Here is a 14,453-nt window from a genome sequence, read left to right on the forward strand (position 1 = left end):
GCGACGAGCAAGGAAACGAGGCGGACTGCCATGGCACTCACCGCGATCACCAACGCCCAGGTCTTCGACGGGGAGAAGTCCCTCGGCGTGCGGACCGTGGTCATCGACGGCGGGAGGATCGTCCGGGTCGGTGGCGACGCTCCCCGAGGCGCCGAGATCGTCGACGGCGGCGGCGCCACACTGCTGCCCGGGCTCATCGACGCCCACGTGCACTCCGCCCCGGGCTCCCTGGCGCTCGCCCTGCGGTTCGGGGTGACGACCGAGCTGGAGATGCAGGGGATGAACACCCGGGAGAACCGGGGGCCGATCACCGACGACGACACCGTGGCCGACGTGCGCTCCGCGGGCTTCGCCATCACACCGCCCGGCGGTCACCCGAGCGAGCTGATGCCCGAAGGGTTCCGGCCGAAGTGGGACCTCCCCCCGGTGATGCCCCTGATGCCGTTCTCCACCACTCCCGAGGAAGCGGCCGGCTTCGTCCCCCAACTCCTCGCCCGGGGCTCCGACTTCATCAAGTTCATGATCGACGACGGCAGCGTGGAGGGACACCCCGGGCTGCCCTCGCTCGACCAGGCCACCGTGAACGCGGGCGTGGCGGAGGCCAAGAAGTACGGCGCCCTCACCGTGGCCCACGCGCTGACGGTGGAAGCCACCAGGATGGCCGCCGAAGCAGGCATCGACGGTGTCGTCCACGTGTTCATGGACCAGCCGCACACGGCCGAGATCATCGGCCTCATCAAGGACGCGGGCATGTTCGTGGTGCCCTGCATCAGCCTCAATGCCTCGATGATGGGCATCACCGGCAGCGAACTCGCCGACGACCCCCGGGTCGCCGCCCGCCTCGACAGCGCGTGGGACCGGACCCTGCGCTCCAGCTACGACCGCTACCCGCAAGGCAGGCTGGAGGACGTGTACGACACCGTGCGCGCGCTGGACGCCGCCGGTATCGACGTGCTGGCCGGCACCGACGTCTCCATGCCCGAGACGTTCTTCGGGGGCCTGGCACACGGAGCGAGCCTGCACCACGAGCTGCGGTACCTCGTGGCGGCCGGCCTCACCCCCGCACGGGCCCTGCGCGCGGCCACGGCGACCACGGCCCGCCGCTTCCGCCTCAGCGACCGGGGCCGCGTCGCCGAGGGGCTGCGCGCCGACCTCCTGCTGGTCGGGGGCGACCCGACCAGCGACATCGGCGACACCCTCAACACCCGCGCCGTCTGGCGCCGCGGCACCCGCCTGTCGGAGTGACCGCGGCCCCCTCCTCGCGCGCCGGAACCGTCAGCCCGCGGTGCGCGGAATCCGGCGCTCCCACACGCGGTGGAAGACCTCCTCGCCGCCGTCCTCGCACCGCACCTCGTTCACGGCGATGAAGTCGGCGCCGTCGGCGCGCAGCCGGGAGCGGGTGGTGACGCGGGCGTCCCAGCCCAGGTCGGCCCGCTTGAGGCGGATCTCCCACGCGGAGCGCGCCGCGGCGCGCAGCGGGTCGTCCTCGTGGATGGAGTACGTCTCCAGCGCGTTCTCGGTGAATTCGAGCCCGTCGGGGTAGACGCGGGTGCCGCCGTAGCGGGGATCGACCTCCAGGCGCCACTCCCCGGCGGCGACATCGCGCACGACGACGCGTTCGGGCCGCGGATTGGCCGCCTCCGGGTAGCGGACGCCCAGCGGTTCGGCCTGTTCGGGCTCGGCGAAGCGGATGGGCGGGGCGCCGGCGTCGGCGGCGGGGTCGCGTACGGGCAGCTCCAGCCTGCTGCCCGCCGGGTCGAGGACCCAGCCGGCCTCGCTGCCGGGCTGCGGCCAGATCCAGGGCCAGTACGCGGAGGAGAGGGCGAGGCGGATGCGGTGGCCGGGCGGGAACGCGTGCCCGATGCCGTTCAGTTCGAAGGTGACGTCCTCCGTGGCGCCGGGCTGCCACTCGACGACCCGGTCGCGCCCGTGCCGCGCGGTGAGGTTGAGCACGCCCCGCGTGACCAGCGTCGAGGACCCGTCCGGCGCCACGTCGCACACTCGCGCGATGACCTGTCCGCGCGGCACGTCGGAGGTGATGCGCAGCCGCACCCGGGGCCGTCCCAGTACCTCGACGCGTCCCCCCAGCGTCCCGGAGTCGAAGCAGACCGAGCGGCCGTCCTCCTCGCGCTGGTCCGGCGGCAGGTCCGAGTCGTTTCCGAACGGGAAGAAGCGCCCGGCGTCCACGCCGGTGTGCTGCGGCGAGCGCACGTGTACGGGGCCGCTGCCGGGCAGTTCGTAGGGGGTCATGGTGACGGCGGGCGAGGGCCAGGCCGCGTCGCCCGCCCAGCGCCCGGCCAGCCGGGGGTAGACGGTGGCGGGCGGGTGCGGCTCGCTGATCCACGAGCGCAGCAGCGGCTCGTCCATGACGTCCTTCTCGCCCGGCGCGGCCGTCTTGTCGTCCGCCTTGAGCCACTTGTCCCACCAGCGCAGGGTCTCCTGGAGGAAGCCGATGGCCGGGCCCGGCGGCAGGCCGCGGTCCGGATACTGGTGCGACCAGGGGCCGATCAGCCCGCGCACCGGCGCCCCGCTCTCGCGGGGCAGATGCTCCACGAGCCGCAGGACCGTATCCCGGTAGGGGTCGTGCCAGCCGCCGACGGCCAGGACGGCGGCCTTGACCGTGGAGTAGTCCTCGCACACGCTGCCGTGCCGCCAGTACGCGTCGCGGGACTGGTGGCCCAGCCAGGTGTGGATGAACGGGTCCACCGCCTCCAGCCTGCGCCGCCACATCTCCCGCCAGCCCTCGCCGACCTGGGCCGGGTCCGGCGGGCGGGAGACGAAAGCGAGCATGGTGGAGGCCCAGGCGTGCATGTCCACGGCCAGGACGGAGCCGCCCATGTAGTGCACGTCGTTGTCGTAGCGGTCATCGGCCGAGCAGACGGTGACGATCGCCTTGAGCGCCTCGGGGGCGCGGGCCGCGAGCTGGAGGCTGTTGAAGCCGCCCCAGGAGATGCCGAACATGCCGACCTTGCCACTGGACCAGGGCTGCGCGGCCAGCCAGGCGATGACGGCCTCGCCGTCGGCCAGTTCGGTCTCGTCGTACTCGTCGCCCGGCCGGCCCTCGGAGTTGCCGTGGCCGCGCACATCCACGCGGACGGAGGCGTAGCCGTGGCCCGCGTACCAGGGGTGGCGCTGGGCGTCGCGTGGGGCCGTCCAGTCGCTGAGCCGGTAGGGCAGGTACTCCAGCAGGACGGGCACCGGCTCCTCGGTCACCGGGCGCCAGATCCGGGCGTACAGACGGGTCCCGTCCGGGAGCGGAATCCACAGGTCCTCGCGGACGATCCGGTGGGGGAACTGGTCAGCTGTGCGGATGTGCATAAGAAAATCCTCGGACACCAGGGGGCGGACACCAGGGGCGGGGGCGGGACTCAGGGGGCTCAGTGGACGGGGTGCATCGTGCGGCGCAGCCAGGGCGCGACGGCGAATACGGCCAGCGCGACGACGACGGCGACCGCGCCGTTGAGCGTGAAGTAGAGGCTGTCGGAGATCTCGCCGTAGAACTTCACGGTCTGGGCCTGGACTCCGTTGGCCAGCGCGAGGGAGAGGAACCACAGGGCCAGCGCCTGGCTGCTGAAGGCGGCGGGCGCCAGCTTGCTCGTCGCCGACAGCCCCGTGGCCTCCAGCAGCACATCGCCGACACCGATGAACAGCACCGCCAGTACGACCCACACCAGGCTGATCTGCCAGCCGGCGCCGGACTTGCCCAGCACCGCGGGCACCAGCACCAGGAACCCCAGCCCGCCCAGCAGGACGCCGAGCGCCAGCTTGTTGGAGGCGTGCGGCTGGCGCGGGCCCATCCGCTGCCAGGTGCCCGCGATGAACGGCGCCGAGAGCACCGAGACGGCCCCCAGCGCGGAGCTGATCCAGCTGGAGGGCACGTGGTAGCCGAAGACGCTGGTGTTCACATGCGCGTCGGTGAGCAGGACGAGCACCGTGTACGACTGGAAGAGCACGAAGTTGAACGCGACCGAGGCCAGCCACAGCACCAGGAACGGCCGCAGCCTGCCGCGCTCGGCCGCGCTCACCCGGGGGCTGCGCCAGATCACCGTGAAGTAGACCAGCGGCGCGGCCATCGCCGCGTAGGTGAGCGCGTCCACGAAGCCCGGGAGCGTCAGCGCCCCGGCCAGCGACAGCCCCGCGCACAGCGCGGCACACGCCAGAACGCCGCCCACGATGAGCCACACCGCGCGCCGCATGGCGGCCGGGGGCAGCGCGAACTCGGCGCTCTCCTTGCGCCCGGCCAGGTGGCGCCGCCCGGCCAGGTACTGGATGAGGCCGAGGGTCATGCCGACCGCCGCCGCCGAGAAGCCCCAGTGCCAGTCGATGTCCTCGCCGAGCAGCCCGGTGACGATGGGGCCGAAGAAGGCGCCCACGTTGATGCTCATGTAGTAGAGGGAGAACCCGGCGTCGCGGCGCTCGTCGGTGGCGCGGTAGAGCTTGCCCACCATGGCGGCGACGTTGGGCTTGAGCATGCCGGTGCCCGCGCTGATCAGACCGAGGCCGGTCCAGGTGAAGGCGTCCACCGGCACGGCCATCGCGTAGTGGCCGCAGGCGATGAGCACGCCTCCGTAGAGCACCGAGCGGTACGAGCCCAGCATCCGGTCGGCGATCCAGCCGCCCGCCACCGACAGCAGATAGACCAGGGTGCTGTACCCGGCGGCGACCGAGGCGGCGGCGCCGGGTGCCATGCCCAGGCCGTTGTCCGCCTGCGAGGCGGAGAAGAACAGCACCAGGATGGCCTGCATGCCCAGGAAGGAGAAGCGCTCCCAGACCTCCAGCCCGGAGAGGGTCAGCAGGCCCAGGGGGTGGCCCAGGAAGCGGTGGTCGCGCTGCTCGGGGTCGCCGCGCTCGCCGTCGTCCGCCGCCTGTCGGCCGGGACCCGTAGGCTCACTGCCGGCCGGTCTCCGATCCCGGTCGGGGTCTCGGCTGGATCTGGGGGACACAGGGGTTGCTCCTGACACGTTCGGCGATTCGCGTGCCTCTGCTCTCCCGGATGCGCATCCGCAAACCGCACCCAAAGGGTGACGTGCAACATATCCCGTATTCCCGGTATGGCACGCCAAGCGAGGTCTGGAGGGCGGGCGCCGACCATGATCGTTATGTGACCGGTTACGCTGCCAGAAGACGGTGGCACCCGACCGGTGGGTGGCACTCGGCCAATGAGAGAACGTGACATCGCACGATCCGAGCCCGCTGATCGTTCCTTCCACTCGTTCCTTCCGTGTACGCAGACAGGAGTACCCCTCGTGACCGACGTCGGGCCCTTCGGGCTGAGCGTGCGGGACCAGGCTCTTGAAGCAGATGTCCAGGCGGGGTTGGCGGCCGTCGAGGAGGGCCTCCTGGAGGCCACGAAGAGCGGCGTCCCCTTCATCACGGAGGCGGCGCAGCACCTGGTGCGGGCCGGCGGAAAGCGGTTCCGGCCGCTGCTGGTGATGCTCGGCGCGCAGTTCGGCGACCCGTACGCGCCCGGCGTCGTGCCCTCGGCCGTGGTCGTCGAGCTGACCCACCTCGCCACGCTCTACCACGACGACGTCATGGACGAGGCCGACGTGCGGCGCGGGGTGCCCAGCGCCAACGCCAACTGGGACAACTCCGTCGCCGTGCTCACCGGGGACTTCCTGTTCGCGCGCGCCTCGCACATACTGGCCGACCTCGGCCCGGAGGCCGTGCGCATCCAGGCCGAGTCCTTCGAACGCCTCGTCACCGGCCAGATCCTGGAGACCGCCGGACCCTCCGAGGGCCAGGATCCGATCGACCACTACCTCGATGTGATCGCGGGCAAGACCGGCTCGCTGATCGCCGTCGCGGGACACTTCGGCGCGATGATGTCCGGCGCCGACGAGAGCACCGTCTCGGTGCTGACCCAGTATTGCGAGCGCGTCGGAGTCGCCTTCCAACTCGCCGACGACGTCCTCGACATCGCCAGCGACGAGCAGGAGTCGGGCAAGACCCCCGGCACCGACCTGCGCGAGGGCATTCCCACGCTGCCGGTGCTGTATGTGCGCGAGCGCGCCGCCTCCCCGGAGGGCACCGCCGAGGACCGCGAACTGGCCGCCCTCCTGGGCGGGGACCTGAGCGACGACGCGCGGCTCGCCGAGGCGCTGGCCGGGCTGCGGGCCCACCCGGCCCTGGAGCGGGCCCGCCGTGCGACGGTCCGCTACGCCGAGGAGGCCCGCGAGATGCTGGCCCCGCTGCCCGACAACGCCGCGAAGACGGCGCTCTCGGAGCTGTGCAGAGCGGTGGTCCACCGCGCGGGGTGAGCCCCGCCCCCGCCGCCTCTCCGGGACCCGGGTGCCCGGCTGTCCGTCCGTCCGGCTGACTGGCTGTCGGGTGTCTGTCCGGCTGACCGGGTGTCCGGGTGTCCGGGTGTCCGGGTGTCCCAGGGTGGCGGAGCCGGAACGGCCGGGCCCGTCGGGCATGCGGTGTCGGCTTCGGGCCGTCCGAACGGCGGCCCGGTACCCCTGAGATGCCGTTCGCGAGCGCCGACCCGTAGGCGTAGGGCCGGGCGCAGGGCCGTCATCCCGGGGGAGTACGGCGATCTGCCTCCGGCGGCTGACGCCAGGCGCGGTGGGATTTGATGCGATAGGAGTCATGCACCCCCGCACCGATTCGGGTGAGAATGGCGGCAAGGGGTGGACGAGTGTGCGACCTACAGACCGCCGCCGATCACGGAGGTAGGACAGACAGATGGCACAGATCCAACCGAGGAATTCCCGGCGCAAGGCGGTGCGGTACGGCGTGCCGGTCGCCGTCGCGGGTATCGCCGCGGCGACCGTCGGGCTCGTCCCCGCGCTCGCCAGCACCGGTGACCCCGACCTGCCGAAGATCACGGCCGAGGACCTGGTCGCCAAGGTGGCCGAGTCGAACGTCGAGCACATGTCCGGCACCATCAAGGTCAACACCGACCTCGGCCTGCCCGAGCTGCCGGGCTCCGGTGGCGGAGGCGGCTTCGGCGGCGGACCGCAGGACAACAAGAGCGGTACGGAGGGGAAGGGCGGGGACGACAGTGAACCCGATGCCTCCCCCGACAAGAAGCTCATGGAACTCGCCTCCGGTGAACACACCCTGCGCTTCGCCGCGGACGGCCCCGACAAGCAGCGCTTCTCCGTCATCGAGGACGCCGCCGAGTACAGCATCGTCCACAACGCGCAGGATGTCTGGGCGTTCGACAGCGGCACCAACGCCGCCTGGCACAGCAAGGCCCCCAAGGGCGACCGGGCCAAGTCGCCCCGCCACGAGGGGGTGACCCCGCAGAAGGCCGCCCAGCAGGCACTCAAGGCGGTCGGCAAATCCACCTCCGTGAGCGTCGATGGCACCGCGAAGATCGCGGGCCGCGACGCCTACCAGCTCGTCCTCAAGCCCAAGGGCGCGCCCGACTCCACCATCGAGTCGGTCCGGATAGGCGTTGACGCGAAGAACGGCGTGCCGCTGAAGTTCACGCTCACCCCGAAGGACGGCGACAAGCCCGCCGTGGATGTGGCCTACGCCAAGGTGGACTTCGGCAAGCCCGACGCCGGCACCTTCGACTTCAAGCCCCCGAAGGGGGCGAAGGTGACCGAGGCCGAGCAGCACCGGAAGCCCGGCGGCCAGGCGAAGGGCGAGCGGCCGGACCTGTCCGGGTTCGACGGCCTCCGCGTCGTCAACAAGGACGCGAGCGACTGGAACAAGGTCGTCGAGTGGGACGGCGGCCTGCCGGGCGGCGTCGGCGGCAAGGACGGCGCACCCGGTGGCTCGGGCGGTGCCCCGGGCGACGGACAGAAGATGCTCGACAGCGTCACCGACAAGGTCAAGGGCGACTTCGGCACCGGCCGGGTCTTCAGCACCCGCCTCGTCAACGCCCTGATGACGGACGACGGCAAGGTCTACGTCGGGGCCGTGACCAAGGAGGGCCTGGTCAAGGCCGCGAACGCTGCCGCGAAGTAGCGCCACCGCGAAGTAGCGCTGCCACGGGTCGGCGCTGTCGCGGGGTAGCCGCCGGCTGACGGCCTCGCCGTCGGAACGCACGGGGACGAGAGAGATCGAGGGAGCACATGGCAGAGCCGGACGCCGCGCCGGGCGACGAGAGCGCCGTGATCTCGACACGGGGACTCACCAAGCGCTTCCGCGGCGGACAGCTCGCCGTCGATGCCCTCGATCTCTCTGTCCCGCGCGGCAGCGTCTTCGGCTTCCTCGGGCCCAACGGCTCGGGGAAGACCACCACCATCCGGATGCTGCTCGGCCTCATCGAGCCCACCGGCGGCAGCGCGCACGTCCTGGGCGAATCCATGCCCGGGGGAGTGCGGCGCGTCCTGCCGCGGGTGGGCGCGCTCATCGAAGGGCCCGCGCTCTACGGCTTCCTCTCCGGCCGCGACAACCTCCTGCGCTACGACGCCGCCGACCCCACGGCCGACCCGGCGACCCGCGGGGCCCGGGTGGAGCGGGCGCTGGGGCGGGTGGGGCTGTCCGGCGCCGCGGGCAAGAAGGCGCGGGCCTACTCGCTCGGCATGAAGCAGCGCCTCGGCCTGGCCGCAGCCCTGCTCCAGCCGCGCGAGCTGCTCGTACTGGACGAGCCGACCAACGGCCTGGACCCGCAGGGCATGCGGGAGATCCGCACCCTTGTGCGGGAGCTGGCGGGGGACGGGATCACCGTCTTCCTCTCCTCCCACCTCCTGGACGAGATCGAGCAGGTGTGCACCCACACCGCCGTGATGAACCGGGGCCGGCTGGTCACCCAGGGCACCGTCGCCGAGATGTCGGCCGGAGCCCGCGGCAAGCTGGCCGTCACCACGCCCGACCCGGCGGAAGCCGCCAGGGTGCTGAAGGAGCGTGGGGTGAGCGACCTGGTCACCGACGGCGAACAGCTGACCGGCGACCCGCCCCCGGGCGACCTCGCCGAGCTGAACACCGCGCTGGTGACGGCCGGTGTCCGGGTCCGTTCGTTCGGCGTCACACGTGCCTCGCTGGAGGACGTGTTCGTCTCACTGACCGGGGAGGGTTTCGATGTCGCGGGCTGAGACGGGGGCCGAGCCGAGGGCTGAGACACGGGGTGAGACGGGTGGGACGGGGCCCGCGGCGGGCGGCGGTGTGCGGGCCCGTCCGCTGTGGTCGCTGGGGCTCTACCGCAGCGAACTGACCGTCACCTTCCGCCGCTGGCGCACCCTTGCCCTGCTGGTGGTGCTGGCCGCCGTGCCGGTCCTCGTCGGCATCGCCGTCAAGATCGAGACCAGCGACGGCGGTTCGATCGGCGGGGGAGGCGAGGAGGGCGGGCCCGCGTTCATCTCCCAGGTCACCAACAACGGGCTGTTCCTGGTCTTCACCTCGCTGGCCGCCACGCTCCCGTTCTTCTTGCCGATGACCGTCGGCGTCATCGCGGGCGACTCCGTGGCGGGCGAGGCGGGCGGCGGCACACTGCGCTATCTGCTGGTCGCACCGGCCGGACGTACGCGCCTGCTGGCGGCGAAGTTCACCACCATCCTGGCCTTCTGCCTGGCCGCCACCCTCACCGTCGCCGTCTCCGCGCTGATCACCGGCGCCCTGCTCTTCCCCACCGGCGAGGTCACCCTGCTGTCCGGGACGGCCGTCTCCTTCGGCGAGGGGCTGCTGCGCGCGCTGGCCATCGCCGTCGCGGTCGCCGTCAGCCTCGTCGGGCTCGCCGCGCTGGGCCTGTTCATCTCGACGCTCACCAACAGCGGCATCGCCGCCATGGCCGCGACGGTCGGGCTGCTGATCACCGTGCAGATCGTCAACACCATCCCGCAGCTGCACGCGGTCCACCCGTACCTGTTCCCCGACTACTGGCTGAGCTTCGCCGACCTGCTGCGCGACCCGGTCTACTGGGACCAGATCCTCAAGAACCTCGGCCTCCAGGCCCTCTACACGGCCGTGTTCACCTCGGCGGCCTGGGCCCGCTTCACGGGCCGCGACATCACCGCCTGAACACCGGCATGGCAGCCCTCGCAGCTGCCGCAGCCGTCGCCCTTTCGCGGCCCTCGCCTGCGAGTGGGGGCGGCTAGCGCGTGGGGCGGCTAGCGCGTGGAGGCGGAGGGCTGGGCCGGGGGTGCCGGAGGCGTACGGGGCGCCTGGGACTGCTCCGGGGCTTCCGTCTGTTCCTGGGGGGCCTGTTCCCGGCGGGCCGCCTCGCGCTCCTGGGCCTCCTCCCGCTCGCGCACCCGTTCGGCCGCCACCCGCAGTGCCTTGCGGCCCTGGCGGGCGGTGCGGAGCGCGTCCCAGGTCAGCAGGCACAGAGCCACCCACACGAGGCCGAAGCCGGCCCAGCGCTCGGGGGGCATCTCCTCGTGGAAGACGGTGAGCCCGAGCAGGAACATGAAGGCCGGGGCCAGGTACTGGAGCAGCCCGATCGTGGACAGCGGCAACCGTACGGCCGCGCCGCCGAAGCAGATCAGCGGCAGCGCCGTCGCCACACCGCAGAAGACCAGCAGCAGGGTGTGCCCGACGCCGTCGGAGACGAAGCTGGACTCGCCGCGCATGCCGAGGTAGACGAGGAATCCGAGCGCGGGCAGGAACTGCACGGCGGTCTCGGCGCTGAAGCCCGCCACCCCGTCCAGCTTGACGTGCTTTTTGATCAGGCCGTATGTCGCGAAGCTGAACGCCAGGCACAGCGACAGCCACGGCAGCCTGCCGTAGGCGAGGGTCATCACGATCACGGCGAGGGTGCCGGTGCCGACGGCCACCCACTGCGCGACGCGCAGCCGCTCGCGCAGCAGCAGCACGCCGAAGGCTATGGAGACCAGGGGGTTGATGAAGTAGCCGAGGGACGATTCGAGCACACGGCCGGAGTTGATGGCCCAGATGTACAGGCCCCAGTTGGCGGAGATGACCGCGGAGGCCAGCACCACCAGGCCCAGCTTCTTCGGCTGCCGGAGCAGAGCGGGTATCCACGACCAGCGGCGGGCCAGCGCCAGCACCACCAGAGCCGTCGGCAGCGACCAGACCATGCGGTGGGCCAGCACCTCACCCGCACTGGTGGAGGCGAGCGCGTGCCAGTACAGCGGGAGCAGCCCCCAGATGCCGTACGCGGCGAATCCGTACAGCAGACCTGTGCGGTTCGATGTCTGTGCGCTCACGGGTACCCCCTTCGTCCAACTGCCGACTCCCAGAAGGTAACGCCGGAGTCTGTCGCTGTCATTTCCGTCCTGGATTATGGTCCTGTCGCCCTCCGGCCCTCCGGCCGCACGGGAGCGGGGGCCGCACTCGTGCGTCCGGGCAGCACTCGTGCGTCCGGGCAGCACAAAGGCCCGGCACCTGGGGGTGCCGGGCCCTCGGAGGGTTGCTGTGGTGGCGGGTCAGCCCACGACCGTCCAGGTGTCGTTGCCGTGCAGCAGCGCGGACAGGTCTCCCTTGCCGCCCTGTTCCACGGCGCGTTCGAGCTGGTCCGCCATCTGGGTGTCGTACACCGGCCTGCGGACATCGCGCAGCACACCGATCGGGGTGCGGTACAGCGTGTCCGGATCCGCGAGGCGGGAGAGCGCGAACGCGGTGGCCGGGGAGGCGGCGGACGCGTCGTGCACCAGTACCTCGGCCGTACCCTCCTCCCGCACATCCACCACGCGCAGCTCCCCCGTGGCGCGGTCCCGCACGACCCCCTGCGAGCCGAGCCCGTCATCGGCGGGCGCGCCGAAGCGGATCGGCTCACCGTGCTCCAGCCGGATCACGGCTTCCTGGGCCCGGTCGTCCGCTTGTGGGGAAGACGCGGCCTTGAGCGCCTCGAAGGCGCCGTCGTTGAAGATGTTGCAGTTCTGGTAGATCTCCACGAGCGCCGTGCCCGGGTGATCGGCGGCGGCGCGCAGCACGCTGGTCAGGTGCTTGCGGTCCGAGTCGACCGTACGGGCCACGAAACCGGCCTCGGCGCCGAGCGCCAGCGAGACGGGGTTGAACGGTGATTCCAGCGACCCCATCGGCGTCGACTTCGTGATCTTCCCTGCCTCCGACGTCGGGCTGTACTGCCCCTTGGTCAGACCGTAGATCCGGTTGTTGAACAGCAGGATCTTGAGGTTGACGTTCCGCCGCAGGGCGTGGATGAGGTGGTTGCCGCCGATGGACAGCGCGTCGCCGTCGCCGGTGACGACCCACACGCTCAGGTCGCGCCGGGAGGTGGCCAGACCCGTGGCGATGGCCGGGGCGCGGCCGTGGATGGAGTGCATCCCGTAGGTGTTCATGTAGTACGGGAAGCGCGAGGAGCACCCGATTCCGGAGACGAAGACGATGTTCTCCTTCGCCAGGCCCAGCTCGGGCATGAAGCCCTGCACGGCGGCGAGTACGGCGTAGTCACCGCAGCCGGGGCACCAGCGGACCTCCTGGTCGGACTTGAAGTCCTTCATCGTCTGCTTGCCCACGGCGCGGGGCACCAGTGACAGCGCCTCGGGCGCCGCGCCCTGGGCCTCCCCGGCCGCGGGGGCCTCCTGAGCGACACCGGGGGACGTCTCAGCCATGTGCGATGGCCTCCTTGAGTGCGGTCGCGAGCTGCTCAGCCTTGAAAGGCATGCCGTTGACCTGCGTATACGACTGTGCGTCGACGAGATACTTGGCGCGGACCAAAGTGGCGAGCTGGCCGAGGTTCATCTCGGGCACGACCACCTTCTCGTAACGCCGCAGCACCTCACCGAGATTCCGCGGGAACGGGTTGAGGTTGCGCAGATGCGCCTGCGCGATCTCGCCCCCGGCGTTGCGGATACGGCGTACGGCGGCGGTGATCGGGCCGTAGGTGGAGCCCCAGCCGAGCACCAGCAGCCGGGCCTCGCCGCCGGGGTCGCTGACCTCCAGGTCCGGCACCTGGACGCCGTCCACCTTGCCCTGCCGGGTGCGGACCATGAAGTCGTGGTTGGCCGGGTCGTAGGAGATGTTGCCGGTGCCGTCCTGCTTCTCGATGCCGCCGATGCGGTGTTCGAGGCCGGGGGTGCCGGGCACCGCCCAGGGGCGGGCGAGGGTCTGCGGATCGCGCTTGTAGGGCCAGAAGACCTCGGTGCCGTCGGCCAGCTCGTGGTTGGGCCCCGAGGCGAAGCGCACCCGCAGATCGGGCAGCTCGCCCACATCGGGGATCCGCCAGGGCTCGGAGCCGTTGGCCAGGTAGCCGTCCGAGAGCAGGAAGACCGGGGTGCGGTAGGTCAGCGCGATCTGTGCCGCGTCCAGCGCCGCGGTGAAGCAGTCGGCGGGGGTGGCCGGCGCCACGATCGGCACCGGCGCCTCGCCGTTGCGCCCGTACATCGCCTGGAGCAGGTCGGCCTGCTCGGTCTTGGTGGGCAGGCCGGTGGAGGGGCCGCCGCGCTGGATGTCGATGATCAGCAGCGGCAGCTCCAGGGAGACGGCCAGGCCGATGGTCTCCGACTTGAGCGCCACGCCGGGGCCCGAGGTCGTGGTGACCGCCAGTGAGCCCCCGAAGGCGGCGCCGAGCGCGGCACCGATGCCCGCGATCTCGTCCTCGGCCTGGAAGGAGCGCACCCCGAAGTTCTTGTGCTTGCTCAGCTCGTGCAGCACGTCGGAGGCGGGGGTGATGGGGTACGAGCCGAGGAACAGCGGCAGGTCCGCCTGCTGAGACGCGGCGACCAGTCCGTAAGACAGCGCGAGATTGCCCGAGATGTTCCGGTAGGTCCCCGGCGGGAAGGCGGTGGACGCGGGCGCCACCTCGTAGGAGACCGCGAAGTCCTCGGTCGTCTCGCCGAAGTTCCAGCCCGCGCGGAACGCCGCGATGTTCGCCTTCGCGACCGCCGGTTTCTTGGCGAACTTCGACAGCAGGAACGCCTCGGTCTGCTCCGTGGGCCGGTGGTACATCCATGACAGCAGGCCCAGCGCGAACATGTTCTTGGAACGCCCGGCCTCCTTACGGCCCAGGTCGAACTCCTTGAGCGCCTCGACGGTCAGCGTCGTCAGCGGCACCTGGTGCACGCTGTAGCCGTCCAGCGAACCGTCCTCCAGGGGGCTGTTCTCGTAGCCCACCTTCGCCATCGCCCGCTTGGTGAACTCGTCCGTGTTCACGATGATCTCGGCGCCGCGCGGCACGTCCGCGATGTTCGCCTTCAACGCCGCCGGGTTCATGGCCACCAGCACGTCCGGCGCGTCACCCGGGGTGAGGATGTCGTGGTCGGCGAAGTGCAGCTGGAAGCTGGAGACGCCGGGCAGGGTGCCTGCGGGGGCGCGGATCTCGGCCGGGAAGTTCGGCAGCGTCGAGAGGTCGTTCCCGAACGACGCGGTCTCGGATGTGAAGCGGTCACCGGTGAGCTGCATACCGTCGCCGGAGTCCCCGGCGAACCGGATGATGACCCGGTCGAGGCGCCGGACCTCTTTGCTGACGGCGTCCCCGCTGCTGTCCTGGCCCCCTTCGGGGCCGGACTGCTGCCCGGCTGGGCTACTGACCTGACTGGTCACGGTGGATCGGACCTCCCTCAAGGCGGCGGCTCGCCAGCCATCGTACGTCGCTAAGGGTTGCCTTCCCGCAGGTGTTCTCATGGTGGACAGCGTTC

Annotated in this window: 10 protein-coding genes; 5 read left to right on the forward strand and 5 right to left on the reverse strand. The window is 71.4% G+C overall.

What is annotated here, in order from left to right:
* Positions 1-30: 30 nt before the first annotated feature.
* Positions 31-1,245 carry an amidohydrolase family protein gene (locus tag ABD339_RS21590; protein WP_344568053.1) on the forward strand — a complete coding sequence of 405 codons (1,215 nt, stop codon included), beginning with the start codon at positions 31-33 and terminating at the stop codon, positions 1,243-1,245.
* A 30-nt stretch (positions 1,246-1,275) separates the two neighbouring features.
* On the opposite strand, the gene ABD339_RS21595 is transcribed toward ABD339_RS21590, so the two are convergent.
* Together ABD339_RS21595 and ABD339_RS21600 are read right to left on the reverse strand one after the other, a co-directional pair.
* A complete protein-coding gene (locus tag ABD339_RS21595) occupies positions 1,276-3,318 on the reverse strand; it encodes a CocE/NonD family hydrolase (RefSeq protein ID WP_344568054.1) in 2,043 nt (680 codons plus the stop codon).
* Between the two features lie 59 nt (positions 3,319-3,377).
* Entirely contained in the window at positions 3,378-4,943 is a 1,566-nt protein-coding gene (locus tag ABD339_RS21600; protein WP_344568055.1) for a peptide MFS transporter, read from the reverse strand.
* A gap of 303 nt (positions 4,944-5,246) precedes the next feature.
* On the opposite strand from ABD339_RS21600, the gene ABD339_RS21605 reads away from it, so the two are divergent.
* From ABD339_RS21605 to ABD339_RS21620, 4 genes are all read left to right on the forward strand, one after another.
* Positions 5,247-6,260 carry a polyprenyl synthetase family protein gene (locus tag ABD339_RS21605; protein ID WP_344568056.1) on the forward strand — a complete coding sequence of 338 codons (1,014 nt, stop codon included), beginning with the start codon at positions 5,247-5,249 and terminating at the stop codon, positions 6,258-6,260.
* Between the two features lie 427 nt (positions 6,261-6,687).
* Complete coding sequence (locus ABD339_RS21610; protein WP_344568057.1) at positions 6,688-7,923, forward strand: LolA family protein; 1,236 nt, start codon at positions 6,688-6,690, stop codon at positions 7,921-7,923.
* Between the two features lie 107 nt (positions 7,924-8,030).
* A complete protein-coding gene (locus ABD339_RS21615) occupies positions 8,031-8,993 on the forward strand; it encodes an ABC transporter ATP-binding protein (protein ID WP_344568058.1) in 963 nt (320 codons plus the stop codon).
* The gene (locus ABD339_RS21620) at positions 8,980-9,915 is read left to right on the forward strand and encodes an ABC transporter permease (protein ID WP_344568059.1); all 936 of its coding nucleotides are present in this window, start codon (positions 8,980-8,982) and stop codon (positions 9,913-9,915) included. Before ABD339_RS21615 ends, ABD339_RS21620 begins: the two co-directional genes overlap by 14 nt.
* An 89-nt stretch (positions 9,916-10,004) precedes the next feature.
* Here the strand turns inward: ABD339_RS21620 and rarD are convergent, their stop codons facing one another.
* The 3 genes from rarD to ABD339_RS21635 all read right to left on the reverse strand — a co-directional run bounded on the left by rarD (position 10,005) and on the right by ABD339_RS21635 (position 14,358).
* Positions 10,005-11,063 (reverse strand): EamA family transporter RarD, encoded by a 1,059-nt coding sequence (gene rarD, locus ABD339_RS21625; RefSeq protein WP_344568060.1) that lies wholly within the window; start codon positions 11,061-11,063, stop codon positions 10,005-10,007.
* A 219-nt stretch (positions 11,064-11,282) separates the two neighbouring features.
* On the reverse strand, positions 11,283-12,428 hold the full coding sequence (locus ABD339_RS21630) for a 2-oxoacid:ferredoxin oxidoreductase subunit beta (RefSeq protein WP_344568061.1): 1,146 nt from the start codon (positions 12,426-12,428) through the stop codon (positions 11,283-11,285).
* Positions 12,421-14,358: a 2-oxoacid:acceptor oxidoreductase subunit alpha gene (locus ABD339_RS21635; protein ID WP_344568062.1), complete on the reverse strand. Its 1,938-nt coding sequence runs from the start codon at positions 14,356-14,358 to the stop codon at positions 12,421-12,423. Before ABD339_RS21635 ends, ABD339_RS21630 begins: the two co-directional genes overlap by 8 nt.
* Between the last annotated feature and the right edge of the window lie 95 nt (positions 14,359-14,453).

This window comes from Streptomyces axinellae, assembly GCF_039532135.1.
GTDB lineage: Bacteria > Actinomycetota > Actinomycetes > Streptomycetales > Streptomycetaceae > Streptomyces > Streptomyces axinellae.

Coding starts and splice junctions, on each gene's coding strand:
- ABD339_RS21590 (WP_344568053.1), top strand. CDS start 31: ATGGCACTCACCGCGATCACCAACGCCCAGGTCTTCGACGGGGAGAAG.
- ABD339_RS21595 (WP_344568054.1), bottom strand. CDS start 3,318: ATGCACATCCGCACAGCTGACCAGTTCCCCCACCGGATCGTCCGCGAG.
- ABD339_RS21610 (WP_344568057.1), top strand. CDS start 6,688: ATGGCACAGATCCAACCGAGGAATTCCCGGCGCAAGGCGGTGCGGTAC.
- ABD339_RS21615 (WP_344568058.1), top strand. CDS start 8,031: ATGGCAGAGCCGGACGCCGCGCCGGGCGACGAGAGCGCCGTGATCTCG.
- ABD339_RS21620 (WP_344568059.1), top strand. CDS start 8,980: ATGTCGCGGGCTGAGACGGGGGCCGAGCCGAGGGCTGAGACACGGGGT.
- ABD339_RS21630 (WP_344568061.1), bottom strand. CDS start 12,428: ATGGCTGAGACGTCCCCCGGTGTCGCTCAGGAGGCCCCCGCGGCCGGG.